Source organism: Sulfitobacter rhodophyticola (genome assembly GCF_041281685.2).
Classification (GTDB): domain Bacteria; phylum Pseudomonadota; class Alphaproteobacteria; order Rhodobacterales; family Rhodobacteraceae; genus Sulfitobacter.
This window is the reverse complement of sequence record NZ_CP166251.2, coordinates 3,206,810-3,219,066: the sequence shown is the minus strand read 5'-3', so window position 1 is coordinate 3,219,066 and position 12,257 is coordinate 3,206,810. Positions and strand designations below refer to the sequence as shown.

General features: G+C 60.7%; 15 protein-coding genes. 9 read left to right on the top strand and 6 right to left on the bottom strand.

From position 1 onward, the window contains the following. Window positions 1-22: 22 nt before the first annotated feature. Window positions 23-1,237 carry a cytochrome b/b6 domain-containing protein gene (locus AB4X18_RS16855; protein WP_370401179.1) on the top strand — a complete coding sequence of 405 codons (1,215 nt, stop codon included), beginning with the start codon at window positions 23-25 and terminating at the stop codon, window positions 1,235-1,237. Window positions 1,238-1,297: 60 nt separating this feature from the next. Here the strand turns inward: AB4X18_RS16855 and AB4X18_RS16850 are convergent, their stop codons facing one another. Both AB4X18_RS16850 and AB4X18_RS16845 read right to left on the bottom strand, forming a co-directional pair. Beyond that, window positions 1,298-1,891 (bottom strand): YceI family protein, encoded by a 594-nt coding sequence (locus tag AB4X18_RS16850; protein ID WP_370401178.1) that lies wholly within the window; start codon window positions 1,889-1,891, stop codon window positions 1,298-1,300. A gap of 173 nt (window positions 1,892-2,064) precedes the next feature. Further along, on the bottom strand, window positions 2,065-2,559 hold the full coding sequence (locus AB4X18_RS16845) for a hypothetical protein (protein WP_370401177.1): 495 nt from the start codon (window positions 2,557-2,559) through the stop codon (window positions 2,065-2,067). A 313-nt stretch (window positions 2,560-2,872) separates the two neighbouring features. On the opposite strand from AB4X18_RS16845, the gene AB4X18_RS16840 reads away from it, so the two are divergent. From AB4X18_RS16840 to rplI, 4 genes are all read left to right on the top strand, one after another. After that, on the top strand, window positions 2,873-4,249 hold the full coding sequence (locus AB4X18_RS16840; protein WP_370401176.1) for an MATE family efflux transporter: 1,377 nt from the start codon (window positions 2,873-2,875) through the stop codon (window positions 4,247-4,249). Window positions 4,250-4,404: 155 nt separating this feature from the next. Further along, entirely contained in the window at window positions 4,405-4,758 is a 354-nt protein-coding gene (gene rpsF, locus AB4X18_RS16835; RefSeq protein WP_299882152.1) for a 30S ribosomal protein S6, read from the top strand. 29 nt (window positions 4,759-4,787) lie between these two features. Then, window positions 4,788-5,015 (top strand): 30S ribosomal protein S18, encoded by a 228-nt coding sequence (gene rpsR / locus AB4X18_RS16830; RefSeq protein WP_005982441.1) that lies wholly within the window; start codon window positions 4,788-4,790, stop codon window positions 5,013-5,015. Window positions 5,016-5,026: 11 nt separating this feature from the next. After that, window positions 5,027-5,668, top strand: a complete 642-nt coding sequence (rplI, locus tag AB4X18_RS16825; protein ID WP_370401175.1) for a 50S ribosomal protein L9 — start codon at window positions 5,027-5,029, stop codon at window positions 5,666-5,668. 74 nt (window positions 5,669-5,742) lie between these two features. Here the strand turns inward: rplI and AB4X18_RS16820 are convergent, their stop codons facing one another. Further along, window positions 5,743-6,558: a cyclase family protein gene (locus AB4X18_RS16820; RefSeq protein WP_370401174.1), complete on the bottom strand. Its 816-nt coding sequence runs from the start codon at window positions 6,556-6,558 to the stop codon at window positions 5,743-5,745. 202 nt (window positions 6,559-6,760) lie between these two features. Between AB4X18_RS16820 and AB4X18_RS16815 the strand changes: the two genes are divergently transcribed. Beyond that, window positions 6,761-7,222, top strand: a complete 462-nt coding sequence (locus tag AB4X18_RS16815) for a transglycosylase SLT domain-containing protein (RefSeq protein ID WP_370401173.1) — start codon at window positions 6,761-6,763, stop codon at window positions 7,220-7,222. A 238-nt stretch (window positions 7,223-7,460) separates the two neighbouring features. Continuing rightward, window positions 7,461-8,204: an alpha/beta fold hydrolase gene (locus AB4X18_RS16810; RefSeq protein ID WP_370401172.1), complete on the top strand. Its 744-nt coding sequence runs from the start codon at window positions 7,461-7,463 to the stop codon at window positions 8,202-8,204. Window positions 8,205-8,253: 49 nt separating this feature from the next. Here AB4X18_RS16810 and tig read toward each other — a convergent pair whose 3' ends face one another. Together tig and AB4X18_RS16800 are read right to left on the bottom strand one after the other, a co-directional pair. After that, window positions 8,254-9,588: a trigger factor gene (gene tig / locus AB4X18_RS16805; RefSeq protein WP_432816816.1), complete on the bottom strand. Its 1,335-nt coding sequence runs from the start codon at window positions 9,586-9,588 to the stop codon at window positions 8,254-8,256. 153 nt (window positions 9,589-9,741) lie between these two features. After that, a complete protein-coding gene (locus AB4X18_RS16800; protein ID WP_370401171.1) occupies window positions 9,742-10,026 on the bottom strand; it encodes a DUF2312 domain-containing protein in 285 nt (94 codons plus the stop codon). Between the two features lie 100 nt (window positions 10,027-10,126). Here AB4X18_RS16800 and AB4X18_RS16795 point away from each other — a divergent pair, with 100 nt between their 5' ends. Further along, the gene (locus tag AB4X18_RS16795) at window positions 10,127-10,366 is read left to right on the top strand and encodes a hypothetical protein (RefSeq protein WP_370401170.1); all 240 of its coding nucleotides are present in this window, start codon (window positions 10,127-10,129) and stop codon (window positions 10,364-10,366) included. 66 nt (window positions 10,367-10,432) lie between these two features. Next, entirely contained in the window at window positions 10,433-10,855 is a 423-nt protein-coding gene (locus AB4X18_RS16790; protein WP_370401169.1) for a TIGR01244 family sulfur transferase, read from the top strand. A gap of 60 nt (window positions 10,856-10,915) precedes the next feature. Here the strand turns inward: AB4X18_RS16790 and AB4X18_RS16785 are convergent, their stop codons facing one another. Further along, window positions 10,916-12,208, bottom strand: coding sequence for a FliM/FliN family flagellar motor C-terminal domain-containing protein (locus AB4X18_RS16785; protein WP_370401168.1), 1,293 nt, complete (start codon window positions 12,206-12,208; stop codon window positions 10,916-10,918). Window positions 12,209-12,257: the final 49 nt, after the last annotated feature.

The following is a 12,257-nucleotide window of genomic DNA, read 5'->3' as shown; positions in this document are numbered from 1 at the left end:
GAACCCATTGACGGAGCATGAGATGGCCCTGAGCAATACCGCAGAACGCTATGGCGGCGTTACAAAGACCTTTCACTGGCTCACCGCGCTGCTGATCCTGACACTGATCCCGCTGGGCTGGTACGCCAACCAACTGCCTTACGAGACGGAACCCGAACTTGCGCGCAAGGCGTGGCTCTTCTCGCTCCACAAGACACTCGGGGTTGCCGCCTTCTTCACCGCCACCCTGCGCATCTTGTGGGCGCTGAGCCAGACCAAGCCCGCCCTTCTCAACGCCGACAAACCGCTGGAAAGCCGCCTTGCCGAACTGGTGCACTGGATGCTTTACGGCGCGCTGGTGATCGTGCCGTTGTCAGGCTGGATCGGACACGCCGCCGCAGCAGGCTTCGCGCCGATCTGGTGGCCATTTGGCCAGAACCTGCCGCTGGTCCCCAAATCGGTCGAGGTCGAACACTTCGCCAGCGCCGTGCACTGGGTCGCCACCAAAGTGCTGATCGCCGCCCTTGTGCTGCACATCGCTGGCGCGCTGAAACACCATGTCGTCGACCGGGATGCGACGCTGTTGCGGATGCTGCCCGGCACACCGGGCCTTGGCCCGCTGCCGGAACATCGCCACCCGCGGTCTCCCGTCTTTGGCGCTGTTGGCCTGTGGGTGGCCGCACTGGCACTGGCCGCGGCCTTGAACACCGGCGAAAAGGACAACCTCGCAGCCGCAGCGGTCGCGCTTGAAGAAGTCGCGTCCGAATGGCAGGTCGAGGAGGGCAGTATCGAAATCACCGTCATCCAGTTCGGCAATCCGGTCACCGGCACCTTTGCCGACTGGACCGCCGCGATCACATTCGATGAAACCGTAACCGATGGCCCCTTCGGCGACGTCACAACAACCGTTTCCATTCCTTCACTGACCCTTGGATCGGTCACCGATCAGGCTATGGGTGCTGATTTCTTTGATGCGGCCAACCATCCGACCGCCACCTTCAGCGGCCAGATCAAGACCGGTCAGGACGGTTATCTGGCAGATGGCACCTTGCGCATCAAGGACAACGAAGTGCCCGTCGCTCTGCCGTTCTCGCTTGCCATTACTGGCGACCGGGCTGAAATGAACGGCAGCATCACGTTGAACCGGCTGGATTTCGGCGTGGGGAATAACATGCAAGATGAAGGCAGCCTGGCCTTCGCCGTGGATGTCGTGATCAAGCTGACGGCGACCCGCGGCGCAGCCGAACCCCAAAGCTGAAACAAAAAAACCGCCGTGGCATCAGCCCGGCGGTCTTAGTTGTCGCGATGCAAAGCCGGGTTACTCGGCCTTCATCGCCTCAAGGGAAATCATCACCTCGACTTCATCGCCAACCGCAGGCGCGAAGGCACCCAGGTTGAAGTCGGACCGCATCAGCGTTGTCGTCGCGTTGAAACCCATCCAAGGCTTGCCCGCCATCGGATGATCCCCGACCTTGTTCAGCGTGGCGTCCAGAACGACGGACTTGGTAACGTCGTTCATGCTCAGATCACCGGTGATCTTTGCAGTATCCTCGCCCGTCACCTCAATCGCGGTGGAGGTAAAGGTGACCAGGTCGCCTTCCTGCGCTCCAAAGAAATCGTCGGACATGAAATGGCCTGTGCGCTGTTCCCAACCGGTAAACATCGACATGACCGGCATCGACACATTCACGGAGGACGCGGCAGGATCGGCCTCGTCGAACATGATTTCGCCCTCAAACCCGGAGAACATCCCGTAGGTTGTTGAAAACCCCAAGTGATCATAGTTGAAAATCACTTGGCTGTGGCTGGAGTCCAGCACGAACTTCTCTGCTGCAGTTGCGGCAGTCGCGCCAAGACCGAAGGTCAGCGCGGTGGCAAACATGATGGATTTGAGGGGCGTGGTCGACGTCATGGCATTGCTCCGTAATTGATTACAATATCCAATATCTGATGCGATAGGGGCAGTAATCAATCACCGCAGCGCGAACAGACCCTGCGCATTGATGAACATTGCGTGAGCGAATAAATCCGGACTTCGAAGGGTTAAGTATGTTGAGATGCTGCGCCAAAGGCCGGGATATGCGATCAGGCCAGTTTTCCGCTGTCTTGCAGGCAAGCCCGCATCCGGGCAAAGGCCTGTGGGTCCGTCAACGTGGCTTCGGCCAGAAATGCACCGCTTGCATCCCACAGACGCACATGCGCGCCGACCAGTTCGGCATGCGCCAGATCGTCTATCGCACAGCGTTCGATGACCTGCGCTGCATCCTGACCGGACGCGCGCATCAGGCGCACTTCACGACGGATTGTGTCGATCTCGACAAAAGGGGCAGCTTTGGACGCGCCTGATTGCAGAAAACCGATCGCGGCAAAAGCCGCAATGATCGACAACAACAGCTTGAACAACACAGCATCGGTGCCGAAACCCGAACCCGGCGCCAGCCACAGTCCAAGCGCCGCAAGGATCAGCGCAACACCCACAAGCCGCTGCATCCCCCGCACCAGCCAGCGCCCTCCGTCCAGCATGCGCACAGGCAGTGCGGCGGTTGCATCGGCTTCGGTGAATGGCGCGGCGGTATTCATTGTCTCTTCTCGCTTGCTGGTGTTCTCGGGAAAAGACTGCGCCGCAAAGGCGACCAAATAAGGGCAGCTCCGCGTCGATGGTGCGGTGATATGATGCCGATCTGTCACCACAAGGCCGATCCGGGCCTTGGGGGGATTGCACCAGCAGCACTTTACCCCTAGTCCGTGCGCCATGGTCCGGCCACCAGCCGCTCGCGGGCGCAAGCCTTCGGTGAAGTGCCGAAAAGATACTCTGACCCTTTCATACGTTCCCACGTGACAGGTCAACGCGAGCCCCTCTTTACACCGTGGAACATCTGAAACGAGGAAAGAGATGTCCAAACCAAATACCTTCACCCATGGCCCGCTGGGCCTTATCTACGTCAAGACCGCTCTGCCCATCATCTTCGTGATGAGCATGAACGGCCTCCTGACCCTGGTCGATGCGATCTTTCTGGGCCGCTACGTAGGCCCGGCCGCGCTGGGGGCGGTCACGCTGATCTTCCCGCTCTACATGCTGATCGTGGCGCTGGCGACGCTGGTATCGAACGGCATGTCGAGCATTCTGGCCCGGCATCTGGGCGCCGGTGATCATGGTGCGGCCCGCGCCATCTTTGCGGGCGCGCATGGCATGGCGCTGTGTGTCAGTGCGATGCTGATCCTCGGCTATCTGCTGATCGGTGGTCCGCTGACGCTGGCACTTGCCTCGGGATCGGTCGAACTGGCCGCCATGGCGCAAACCTATCTGGCGATCACCGCGTTCATGTCACCGCTGGCATTCGTGCTGGCCGTGAACTCCGACGCGCTGCGCAACGAAGGGCGCGTCGGTTTCATGGCCGCGATGAGCCTGCTGGTGGCGCTATCCAACATCGGCTTCAACTATGTGCTGATTGCATGGCTGGATATGGGGGTCGCAGGGTCGGCCTATGGCACCGCGCTGGCGCAGTTGCTGGCGCTGTCCATCATCATGGGATACCGCCTGCGCGGTCGGGCGGAATTGCACCCCAGTGCTGTCTTGCAATCCTCGCTCTTCCATAAGTGGGGCCGCATCCTTGCGCTGGGTGCACCGCAAAGCCTGAATTTCATCGGCATCGCCCTTGGCACCACCGCCGTGATCGTGGCGCTGCAAATGTTGGATGTACCAGGCTATGAAACGACCATCTCGGCTTACGGCATGGTCACTCGGGTTCTGACCTTCGGGTTCCTTCCCCTGCTCGGCATGACCCACGCGGTGCAATCCATCGTCGGCAACAACTACGGCGCGCAAAGCTGGGCGCGGTCGGATCAAAGCCTGCGGATCGGGATCGCCATCGCCTTTGGCTATTGCGTGGTGGTGCAGGCGCTGCTGACGGCGTTCCCCGTGGTCATCGCGCGGTGGTTTGTGGAGGATCCCGCCGTGATCGATGCCTTTGCGCGCATCCTGCCGCTGACGGTGCTGATGCTCTGGCTTGCGGGTCCGATGATCATCATCGCCACCTACTTTCAGGCCATCGGCAACGCGTCGCGCGCGGCGATTCTGGGGCTGACCAAACCCTATGCTTTCGCGCTGCCGCTGACCTTCATCCTGCCGGTCTTCTGGGGCGAAACGGGCGTCTGGCTGGCGGGACCCGTGGCTGAGGTGCTGATGGCAGTGCTGACGGGTATCGTCCTGCTGCAAAGCGCGCGCGCCCTGAACCTGCGCCGCGGCCTGTTCACAGCGCCCGCAACCTGAAGCGATGGCGCGCGCGGCCCCTTGCCCCGCGCGCCAAACCGTGTATACGGCGACTTCCTTTGCAAGACATATGAACCGCGCAGTCTCTCGTGGTGGGGCCGCAAAGGTGTACCGCCCTGCCTATGAAATGCGCCTTGATATAAATAGGAGACCGCATGCCGCTGTATGAGCATGTAATGATCGCGCGTCAGGATTTGTCCAACACGCAAGCCGAGGGGCTGATCGAACACTTTGGTGCCGTCCTGTCAGATAACGGCGGGAAACTCGTGGATCACGAGTACTGGGGCGTCAAGACGATGGCCTACAAGATCAACAAGAACCGCAAGGGCCACTACGCCTTCCTGCGCTCGGATGCACCCGCACCGGCCGTTCAGGAAATGGAACGCCTGATGCGCCTGCATGACGACGTGATGCGCGTTCTGACCATCAAGGTCGACGATCACGCCGAACTGCCTTCCGTGCAGATGCAGAAACGCGACGAACGGCCTGACCGCCGTGAGCGTCGTTGATCTTTAGCTTGAAGAAAGGACACTAAACCATGGCTGCAAAACCATTTTTCCGCCGCCGCAAGGTCTGCCCCTTCTCGGGCGACAATGCACCCAAGATCGACTACAAGGACACCCGTCTGCTGCAACGCTACATTTCCGAGCGTGGCAAGATCGTTCCTTCCCGTATCACCGCAGTCTCTGCGAAAAAGCAGCGTGAACTGGCCCGTGCCATCAAACGCGCCCGCTTCCTCGCCCTGCTGCCCTACGCCGTCAAGTAAGGAGAAAGCACATGCAAGTCATCCTTCTGCAACGCGTGGCCAAACTGGGCCAGATGGGCGAAGTCGTGGACGTCAAACCCGGCTTTGCACGCAACTACCTGCTGCCGCAGGGCAAGGCGCTGTCGGCTTCCAAAGCCAACATCGAAGCTTTCGAAGGCCGCAAGGCCCAGCTTGAGGCGCAAAACCTTGAGACGAAGAAAGAAGCCGACAAGATGGCTGAGACCCTCAACGGTCAGCAGTTCATCGTGATTCGTTCGGCGTCCGACGCAGGCGCGCTTTATGGTTCCGTCACCACCCGTGACGCCGCTGATGCAGCGACCGAAGCGGGGTTCACCGTGGACCGCAAGCAGGTCGTTCTGACCGCTCCGATCAAGGAACTGGGCCTGCATGACGTGGCTGTGGTCCTGCACCCCGAGGTCGAAGCGACGATACACCTCAACGTCGCGCGTTCGCCCGAGGAAGCAGAGCTTCAGGCATCCGGCAAATCCATTCAGGAACTGGCCGCTGAAGAAGAAGCCGCTGCAGACTTCGAGATTGCCGAGCTGTTCGACGACATCGGCGCAGCCGCCTCCGAAGACGAAGACCTGGCCGAAGCCGTGGAAGAAGTCATCGAAGACGCCGCAGGCGACGACGAAGAGACGCCTGCCAGCTAACCCGCTGACATCAATAGAAAAAGATAAACGCCGCGCAGCAACCTGCGCGGCGTTTTCTGTTGGGCCAATGCCCTTCAAACCATTGCAAAGATCCGCGCTGGCCCACCTGTCCCACCTCGATGCTTGGGCGCACCGATGACCAGCGTGGCCCCCGCCGCCGGCACCTTGTCCAGATTGGCAAGATTTTCGATCCCGAACCGTCCCGTCGGCAGCCACGCGTAATGCGTTGCAAAATCGGCCGAAATGCCGTGATCCAGTGACAGCGTATCAACCGCGATGGATGCCGCTTCCGTCTGTTCCATCAACATCTGCACCGCCTCCACATGGAAGCCGGGGTAATGCTGCGCCGTACCGTCAAAACCACGGTAGGCATCGGTATCCACTTTCGCCGCCCAGCCGGAGTGCATCGCCACACAAGCTCCCGCCGGGATATCCCCGTTTGCCGCAATCCACGCCTTGAGATCATCCGGCGTAACCTGTGCATCCATGTCTTCTGCCGCCTTCGCCGCAATATCGACGACGCAAAGCGGCGCAATCAGTTGCGACACCGGGATTTCATCAACGGACGCGCCGTCTGCCGAAAAATGCAAGGGCGCGTCGATGTGGGTGCCTGTGTGTTCATTCACCGTATATTGCTGAAGGTTAAAGGAATGCTCCGCGAAATTGAAAAGCTGCTCGCGGGAGAACTGGCTTTCACCGAAATACGTGGGAAAATCCTCGTGCAGGGTGTGGGTCATATCCTCGACCGTGCCGTGACCGGCGGCCATGGCGGGCGTGGTCGCCGCCGTCGCACCCAAAGCCGCAACACCCGCAGCGGCGGAGCCTTTGAAAAAGCTGCGGCGCGACAACATCTTCTGTTTCACCGCATTCATCACGCAAATATCACACATCTTACTCTCCCCTTCACCATGTTGTTGAGGCTCTCGAGTGTGGCGGCAGCGCTGACGCAATGCAAAGAAAAACAGGCGCTCGCATGATCACGTTCTGCCCTCTGCGCAGACAAGCCGCGGTTAATCGCCGTCCCACCGCGCCTCTCTTGCCCTTGGCATCTGGCTGCCGCTACGGTTCCGAAAAAGTAAAAAGGCAACTCTCATGCACCGTCGCACGCTCCTTTTCACAGCATTCGCCGCCCTCGCCGCCTGCGGCCGCAGCCCCACCCCCATCGCGCCAAGCGAACCACCCTTCTATCCGAATGAAACACCCGCGCTGCGCGCCAGCATCAACCGCTGGGCAGATTTCTACGACGTGCCGCGCCCGCTGGTGCACCGTCTGGCCATCCGCGAAAGCACACATAACCCAAGCGCGCGCAACGGACCCTATTACGGCCTCCTGCAAATCCTGCCGCAAACGGCGCGCACCATGGGATTTCGCGGTCAACCGGAGGATTTGCTGAACGCCGACACCAACCTTGAATTTGCCGTCAAATACCTGCGCGGCGCATGGCTGCTGTCCGACGGCGACTACGACGCCGCGATCAGCTGGTATGCGCGCGGCTATTATTACGAAGCCAAGCGGCGGGGGATGCTGGTGGAGACGGGCCTGCGTTCGGGTTAGGCATGCAGACCCGCCGGGGCCTTCGTGACGATCGATGGGTTACCCATCCTTACACATCAGCAAAAACCATGCGTGCTCGACTGCTCCATTGGCAGGATTGCGGATTGCAACGGCCCTGCCCCAGATGCTCAGGTGACGGGGCAGATTGGCGGGCAATGCGATGGAATGGCATCTCTCAGAAGACATCATGACACGTGCAGGCAACGTCCGTGCGGGTCAAGCCGGACAAGGACCGCCAATGGTGCTGGCACACGGCTGGCCTTGGTCATCTTATGCGTGGCACAAGGTGATACCGGCACTGGCGCGCAGCCACCGGGTGTACTGGTATGACATGCCCGGCTACGGTAGGTCAGGCAAAAGCCCGCAGCAACGCACCTCCCTTGACGTGCAGGGAGAGGTTTTTGCGGACCTCTTGCACCACTGGAAACTCAATCAACCTACCGTTATCGCGCATGATTTCGGTGGCGCGTCAACATTGCGTGCGCACCTGCTGCACGGTGCGGACTTTCAGCGGCTGATCCTGATGAATGTCGTCGCCCTACGGCCCTGGGGTTCTGCCTTTTTTGACCATGTGGGCCGTCATGTCGCAGCATTTCAGGGGCTGCCGCCGCACATCCACGCGGCAATCGTCCGGGCCTATATCGAAGGGGCCTTTGTCACACCAATCGACGCAGATGACCTGCAGGCGTTGATCGATCCCTGGCTCACACCTGACGGCGCAGACAGCTTCTACCGTCAGTTCGACCAAGCTGACGAGGCCTACACCGCTGAGGTCGAACCCCTGTACGGCACCTTGCGATGCCCGGCGCACATCTTGTGGGGCCGGGATGATCCGTGGATCCCCTTGGCCCGTGGCAAGGCGCTGCATGCGGCAATCGGAGGGAAAACAACCTTTGCAGTGCTCCCCGATGTCGGGCACATGCCACAGATCGAAGACGCAGATGCTGTGCTCGAAGCGCTTAAGTCCCTGTTGCCCAAATGAAAAAGGCCCCGCGTCTCAGCAGGGCCTTTTCAGCAATTGGGTAGGTTGCTTATCCGTCGTCTTCAAGCGCTTCCACAGCCTTCTGCAGATCATCCTTGGAGACTTCCTTCTCCGTCACCTTGGCCTGCTCGGCGATGTGATCGACAACCTTGTCTTCAAAGATCGGTGCGCGCATCTGCTGCTGCATCTGCTGGTTTTGTTGCACGAATTCAAAGAACTGGCGTTCCTGACCGGGATACTGGCGGGCCTGGTTCATGATGGCTTGCGTCATCTCGGCGTCTGAAACCTCGATCTCTGCCTTCTGACCCATCTCTGCCAGCAACAAACCAAGACGCACGCGGCGTTCGGCCAGTGTTGTATGCTCCTTGGTCGGCTTGATCTCGGGGTGATCATGGCCTTCGACGTCGGGGTTTTCCTCGTGCCACAACTGGTGGGCGATCTGGCCCGCTTCGGCTTCGACCAGTGACGGCGGCAGGTCAAAGCTGACCAGTTTGTCCAGCGCATCCAGCAGGCCGCGCTTCATCACCGCGCGGGAAGCACCTGCGTATTCGGCTTCCAGACGCTCTGCAATCTGGGTTTTCAGCGCCGCAAGGTCCTCAGCACCGAACTTGGTCGCCAATTCATCGTCGATCTCCGCGGCGGTGGGTTCTTTCACCTCCTTGATCGTGCAATCGAACACGGCTTCTTTACCCTTGAGATGCTCGGCCTGGTAATCTTCGGGGAAGTTGACGGTCACGGCCTTTTCGTCGCCGGCCTTGACGCCCACTAGCTGCTCTTCAAAACCGGGAATGAAGGAGTTGGAGCCGAGCGTCAGCGGATAATCCTCGGCAGAGCCGCCTTCAAATGCTTCGCCGTCGACCTTGCCGACAAAATCCATCACGACCTGATCGCCGTCCTTGGCCTTGGAGCCTTTCTTGCGCGCCTTGAAGTTCTGCGCGCTTTCGGCCAAATTGCCCAGCGCTTCTTCAATGGCGGCATCGTCGGCCTTGACGACCATCTTCTCCAGCTTGATCTTGGACAGATCGACTTCGGGGATCTCCGGCAGTGCCTCATAGGTCATGGAAACCTCGACGTCGTCGCCTTCTTTCCATTCCTCGTTGGTCATCTTGACCTCTGGCTGCATCGCGGGACGGTCGCCGGATTTCTCGAAATGCTCGGCCATGGCACCGTCAATGCTTTCCTGCATCGCTTCGCCCATCACCCGCTGACCAAACTGCTTTTTCAGCAGCGCCATCGGCACCTTGCCTTTGCGAAAGCCCTTCATCTCGACTTCGGGCTGCGCTTCCGTCAGCTTTTCGTTGACCTTGGCGTCCAGTTCATCCGCCGTCACGGTGATGGCATAGCCACGTTTCAGACCTTCGTTCAGCGTCTCGTTGACCTGCATGTGTGCTCCATGGGATTGGGGCCCGCAGCCGTGCTGCGTGCGAAAAATTTCCGCCCTTCTATTGGGGCTGCCGATAAGGTGCAAGGGGGATCGGACCTGCATCCTGCGCAGGCGCCAGTGCGGGGCGCGTCACAACCTGAACCGCGCGCGACATCACATGCCCAGCGCTTCCTTGTACATCTCCAGCACCGCTTCTTCTTCGGCAATGTCATCGGGCTCCCGCTTGCGCAGTGCGATGACCTTGCGCAGGACCTTGGTGTCATAGCCGCGCGCCTTTGCCTCGGCCATCACCTCTTTCTGCTGATCGGCCAGGTCGCGCTTTTCCGCGTCCAGCCGCTCGATCCGTTCAACAAACTGGCGCAGTTCGTTGGCCGTCACGCGATAGGTCGCATCGCCTTCGGATTCGATAACGTCGGGATTGGTGCTGGTATCGCTCATGTGGTCCTCAATCGGGTTGGTTTCGGCCTGAGTAGCCCGCCCCCCGCCGACCCGCAAGCGGCTCTTGCCCTGAACCCTCCTTTGACATAGCTCTGCGCGGATGGACACGCCTGAGACATCTGTATTCGACATCATCATCTGGACGGGAGCGGCCCTGTCGTTGCTGGGGCTTGTTGGACTGATCTGGTGCATCGTGACCGTCAGCCGTGCAAAACGCCAAGACCTGTCCGATGAAGACATGCGCGCGGTCCTGAAAAAGGCATTGCCGCTGAACCTGGGTGCGCTGTTCCTGTCCGTCATCGGTCTGATGATGGTGATCATCGGCATCTTTCTGGCCTGATATATCGTTCCCGGCCAATGCGCCGGATCCGCTGGACAGACGCGCGGCGGCTGCGTAAACCAAATCATGGACATTCGCCAACTGACTTCCCGTTATTACGTCGCACCGCAGATCGCCTGCGAAGACATGGATGATCTGCGCGCGGCCGGGATCACCCTGATCCTGTGCAATCGCCCGGACATGGAAGTGCCACCCAGCCATCAGGCCGAAGCCATCCGCGCCGCAGCCGAAGCCGCCGGGCTCAAGTTCGCCGAACAACCGCTGACACATCAAAGCCTCGTGCCGGACGTCATCGCGACCAACAGGAAACTGGGTGCGGACACGGACGAGGTGGTGCTGGCCTATTGCGCGTCTGGCACACGGTCATGCATCGCCTGGGCCCTGGGCGAAGCCGGAGACCGGCCAGCCGATGAAATCATGCAGGCGGCGCGCGATGCGGGCTATGATCTGACCAACATTGCCCCGGTGCTGGACAAACCCTTCGCCTGAAACAATCGCGCAGGTCGCAAGTCGTGTTGGCCCCTGCTGTCGAATCCCTTGCGCCCGCCGCTAGCCTGCCTTGAGGTCTTCAAGGTTCGGCAAATCGGGAAGCGGGGCGAGGTCGTCAAGGTCCGACATATCCGGCAATTCCGGCAATTCCGGCAAGTCGTCCAGTTCCGGCAAATCAGGCAAGTCCGGCAGGTCCTGCCCTGCCCCATCATCCGAAAGATCCGGCAGATCAGGCAAGGCCGCTGTCAGGTCCCCCCTTTCCTCAAGCCCGGCACCAAATCCTGCCGCCGCCACGTCGGGTTCGGTCGCATGATCCCTGTCCATTGCCCCTGCAAATTTCGGCGTGCTGCCAGTCTGGATGGTTTCAATCGCGAGTTGGAGCGCACGCTGCCCCTGCACTTGTCCCAAGGTCCCGCGACCCAGACCCTTTCCCTCCGGCGTCAGCAGACGCGCGGCGGTGAAATCACGATCCTCCAGCGTCAGCACCTCGCCGACCTTCAGGTTGCTCAATGCGCTCAGCGTCAGACGGATGCGGGTCAAAGCCACGGGAAGGTCCACGGGCAATGCCATCACCGGATCGGACAGTGTGCGCGGCGCAGTTGGCGCGGTTGGCGCGTTGCCAGACGTACCGTTCTGCGCCATCTCCGTGCCCCCTGAAGGGCCACGGGCCTCCGCGCCTGCATCGGGCAGGCACAACATCAGTTCGCCCTGCCTCCGTCCCCCTTCGATATCGATGGTAAGGTAAAGGATGCGATAGGCCGGTGCTTCCAGTGCCATCAGCAGCAGCCGGGGTTCGGGGGTGCGTGCACCAAAAGTGAAACCGTGGATCAGCGCCTGATCCTCCGCACGCTCCGGCAAGGGGCTGGCCCGGGACAACAGCGCATCAAGGAAGGGTGCGCATATGGCGGCGTCAGTATCTGTCAGGCTGCGGTCGTCGCCCCCTTCCGGCACGGCCAGCACCTTGCCCATCGTCTGTTGCTGGATCAACGCGCCAACCAGCGCCTTGTCCATGACCGCCGCCGCACGCTGACGCTGCGGCCCTTCCAGCAGCATCAGCAGACCATCACCCTCAAACAGCCGGGCCAGACCATCGCCAGTGCAGCGCTCCGCGCGCATACCAATGACGGCAAAGGCCATGTCCAGAAGATCATCCGCCACTTTCGCGGCTGTCAGGCGCAAGGCTTTTGCCAGTGTCATCGCCCGGGCCTGATGTTCCTGTCGGCCTACATCCGCCTTGCGCACCAACGCGGACCGGCCGGCGGCAGCCGTCTGGTCGCCCGGCCTGTCGGCCGTCGATGCGGCGTCGCGGCTGGATGCGCCGCCCGCTGAGGTATTGTCCTGATCTTGACCCATGAACTCCGACTTGGCACTGGCGGTCCTGGTCAGGGGAATAAGCGCTCAG

What these genes read in the sequence shown, in the direction of transcription:
- tig (WP_432816816.1), bottom strand. Translation starts at nt 9,588, where the DNA reads ATGCAGGTCAACGAGACGCTGAACGAAGGTCTGAAACGTGGCTATGCC.
- rplI (WP_370401175.1), top strand. Translation starts at nt 5,027, where the DNA reads ATGCAAGTCATCCTTCTGCAACGCGTGGCCAAACTGGGCCAGATGGGC.
- AB4X18_RS16815 (WP_370401173.1), top strand. Translation starts at nt 6,761, where the DNA reads ATGCACCGTCGCACGCTCCTTTTCACAGCATTCGCCGCCCTCGCCGCC.
- rpsF (WP_299882152.1), top strand. Translation starts at nt 4,405, where the DNA reads ATGCCGCTGTATGAGCATGTAATGATCGCGCGTCAGGATTTGTCCAAC.
- AB4X18_RS16850 (WP_370401178.1), bottom strand. Translation starts at nt 1,891, where the DNA reads ATGACGTCGACCACGCCCCTCAAATCCATCATGTTTGCCACCGCGCTG.
- AB4X18_RS16810 (WP_370401172.1), top strand. Translation starts at nt 7,461, where the DNA reads ATGGTGCTGGCACACGGCTGGCCTTGGTCATCTTATGCGTGGCACAAG.
- AB4X18_RS16820 (WP_370401174.1), bottom strand. Translation starts at nt 6,558, where the DNA reads ATGTGTGATATTTGCGTGATGAATGCGGTGAAACAGAAGATGTTGTCG.
- AB4X18_RS16785 (WP_370401168.1), bottom strand. Translation starts at nt 12,208, where the DNA reads ATGGGTCAAGATCAGGACAATACCTCAGCGGGCGGCGCATCCAGCCGC.
- AB4X18_RS16840 (WP_370401176.1), top strand. Translation starts at nt 2,873, where the DNA reads ATGTCCAAACCAAATACCTTCACCCATGGCCCGCTGGGCCTTATCTAC.
- rpsR (WP_005982441.1), top strand. Translation starts at nt 4,788, where the DNA reads ATGGCTGCAAAACCATTTTTCCGCCGCCGCAAGGTCTGCCCCTTCTCG.
- AB4X18_RS16790 (WP_370401169.1), top strand. Translation starts at nt 10,433, where the DNA reads ATGGACATTCGCCAACTGACTTCCCGTTATTACGTCGCACCGCAGATC.
- AB4X18_RS16855 (WP_370401179.1), top strand. Translation starts at nt 23, where the DNA reads ATGGCCCTGAGCAATACCGCAGAACGCTATGGCGGCGTTACAAAGACC.
- AB4X18_RS16800 (WP_370401171.1), bottom strand. Translation starts at nt 10,026, where the DNA reads ATGAGCGATACCAGCACCAATCCCGACGTTATCGAATCCGAAGGCGAT.
- AB4X18_RS16795 (WP_370401170.1), top strand. Translation starts at nt 10,127, where the DNA reads ATGGACACGCCTGAGACATCTGTATTCGACATCATCATCTGGACGGGA.
- AB4X18_RS16845 (WP_370401177.1), bottom strand. Translation starts at nt 2,559, where the DNA reads ATGAATACCGCCGCGCCATTCACCGAAGCCGATGCAACCGCCGCACTG.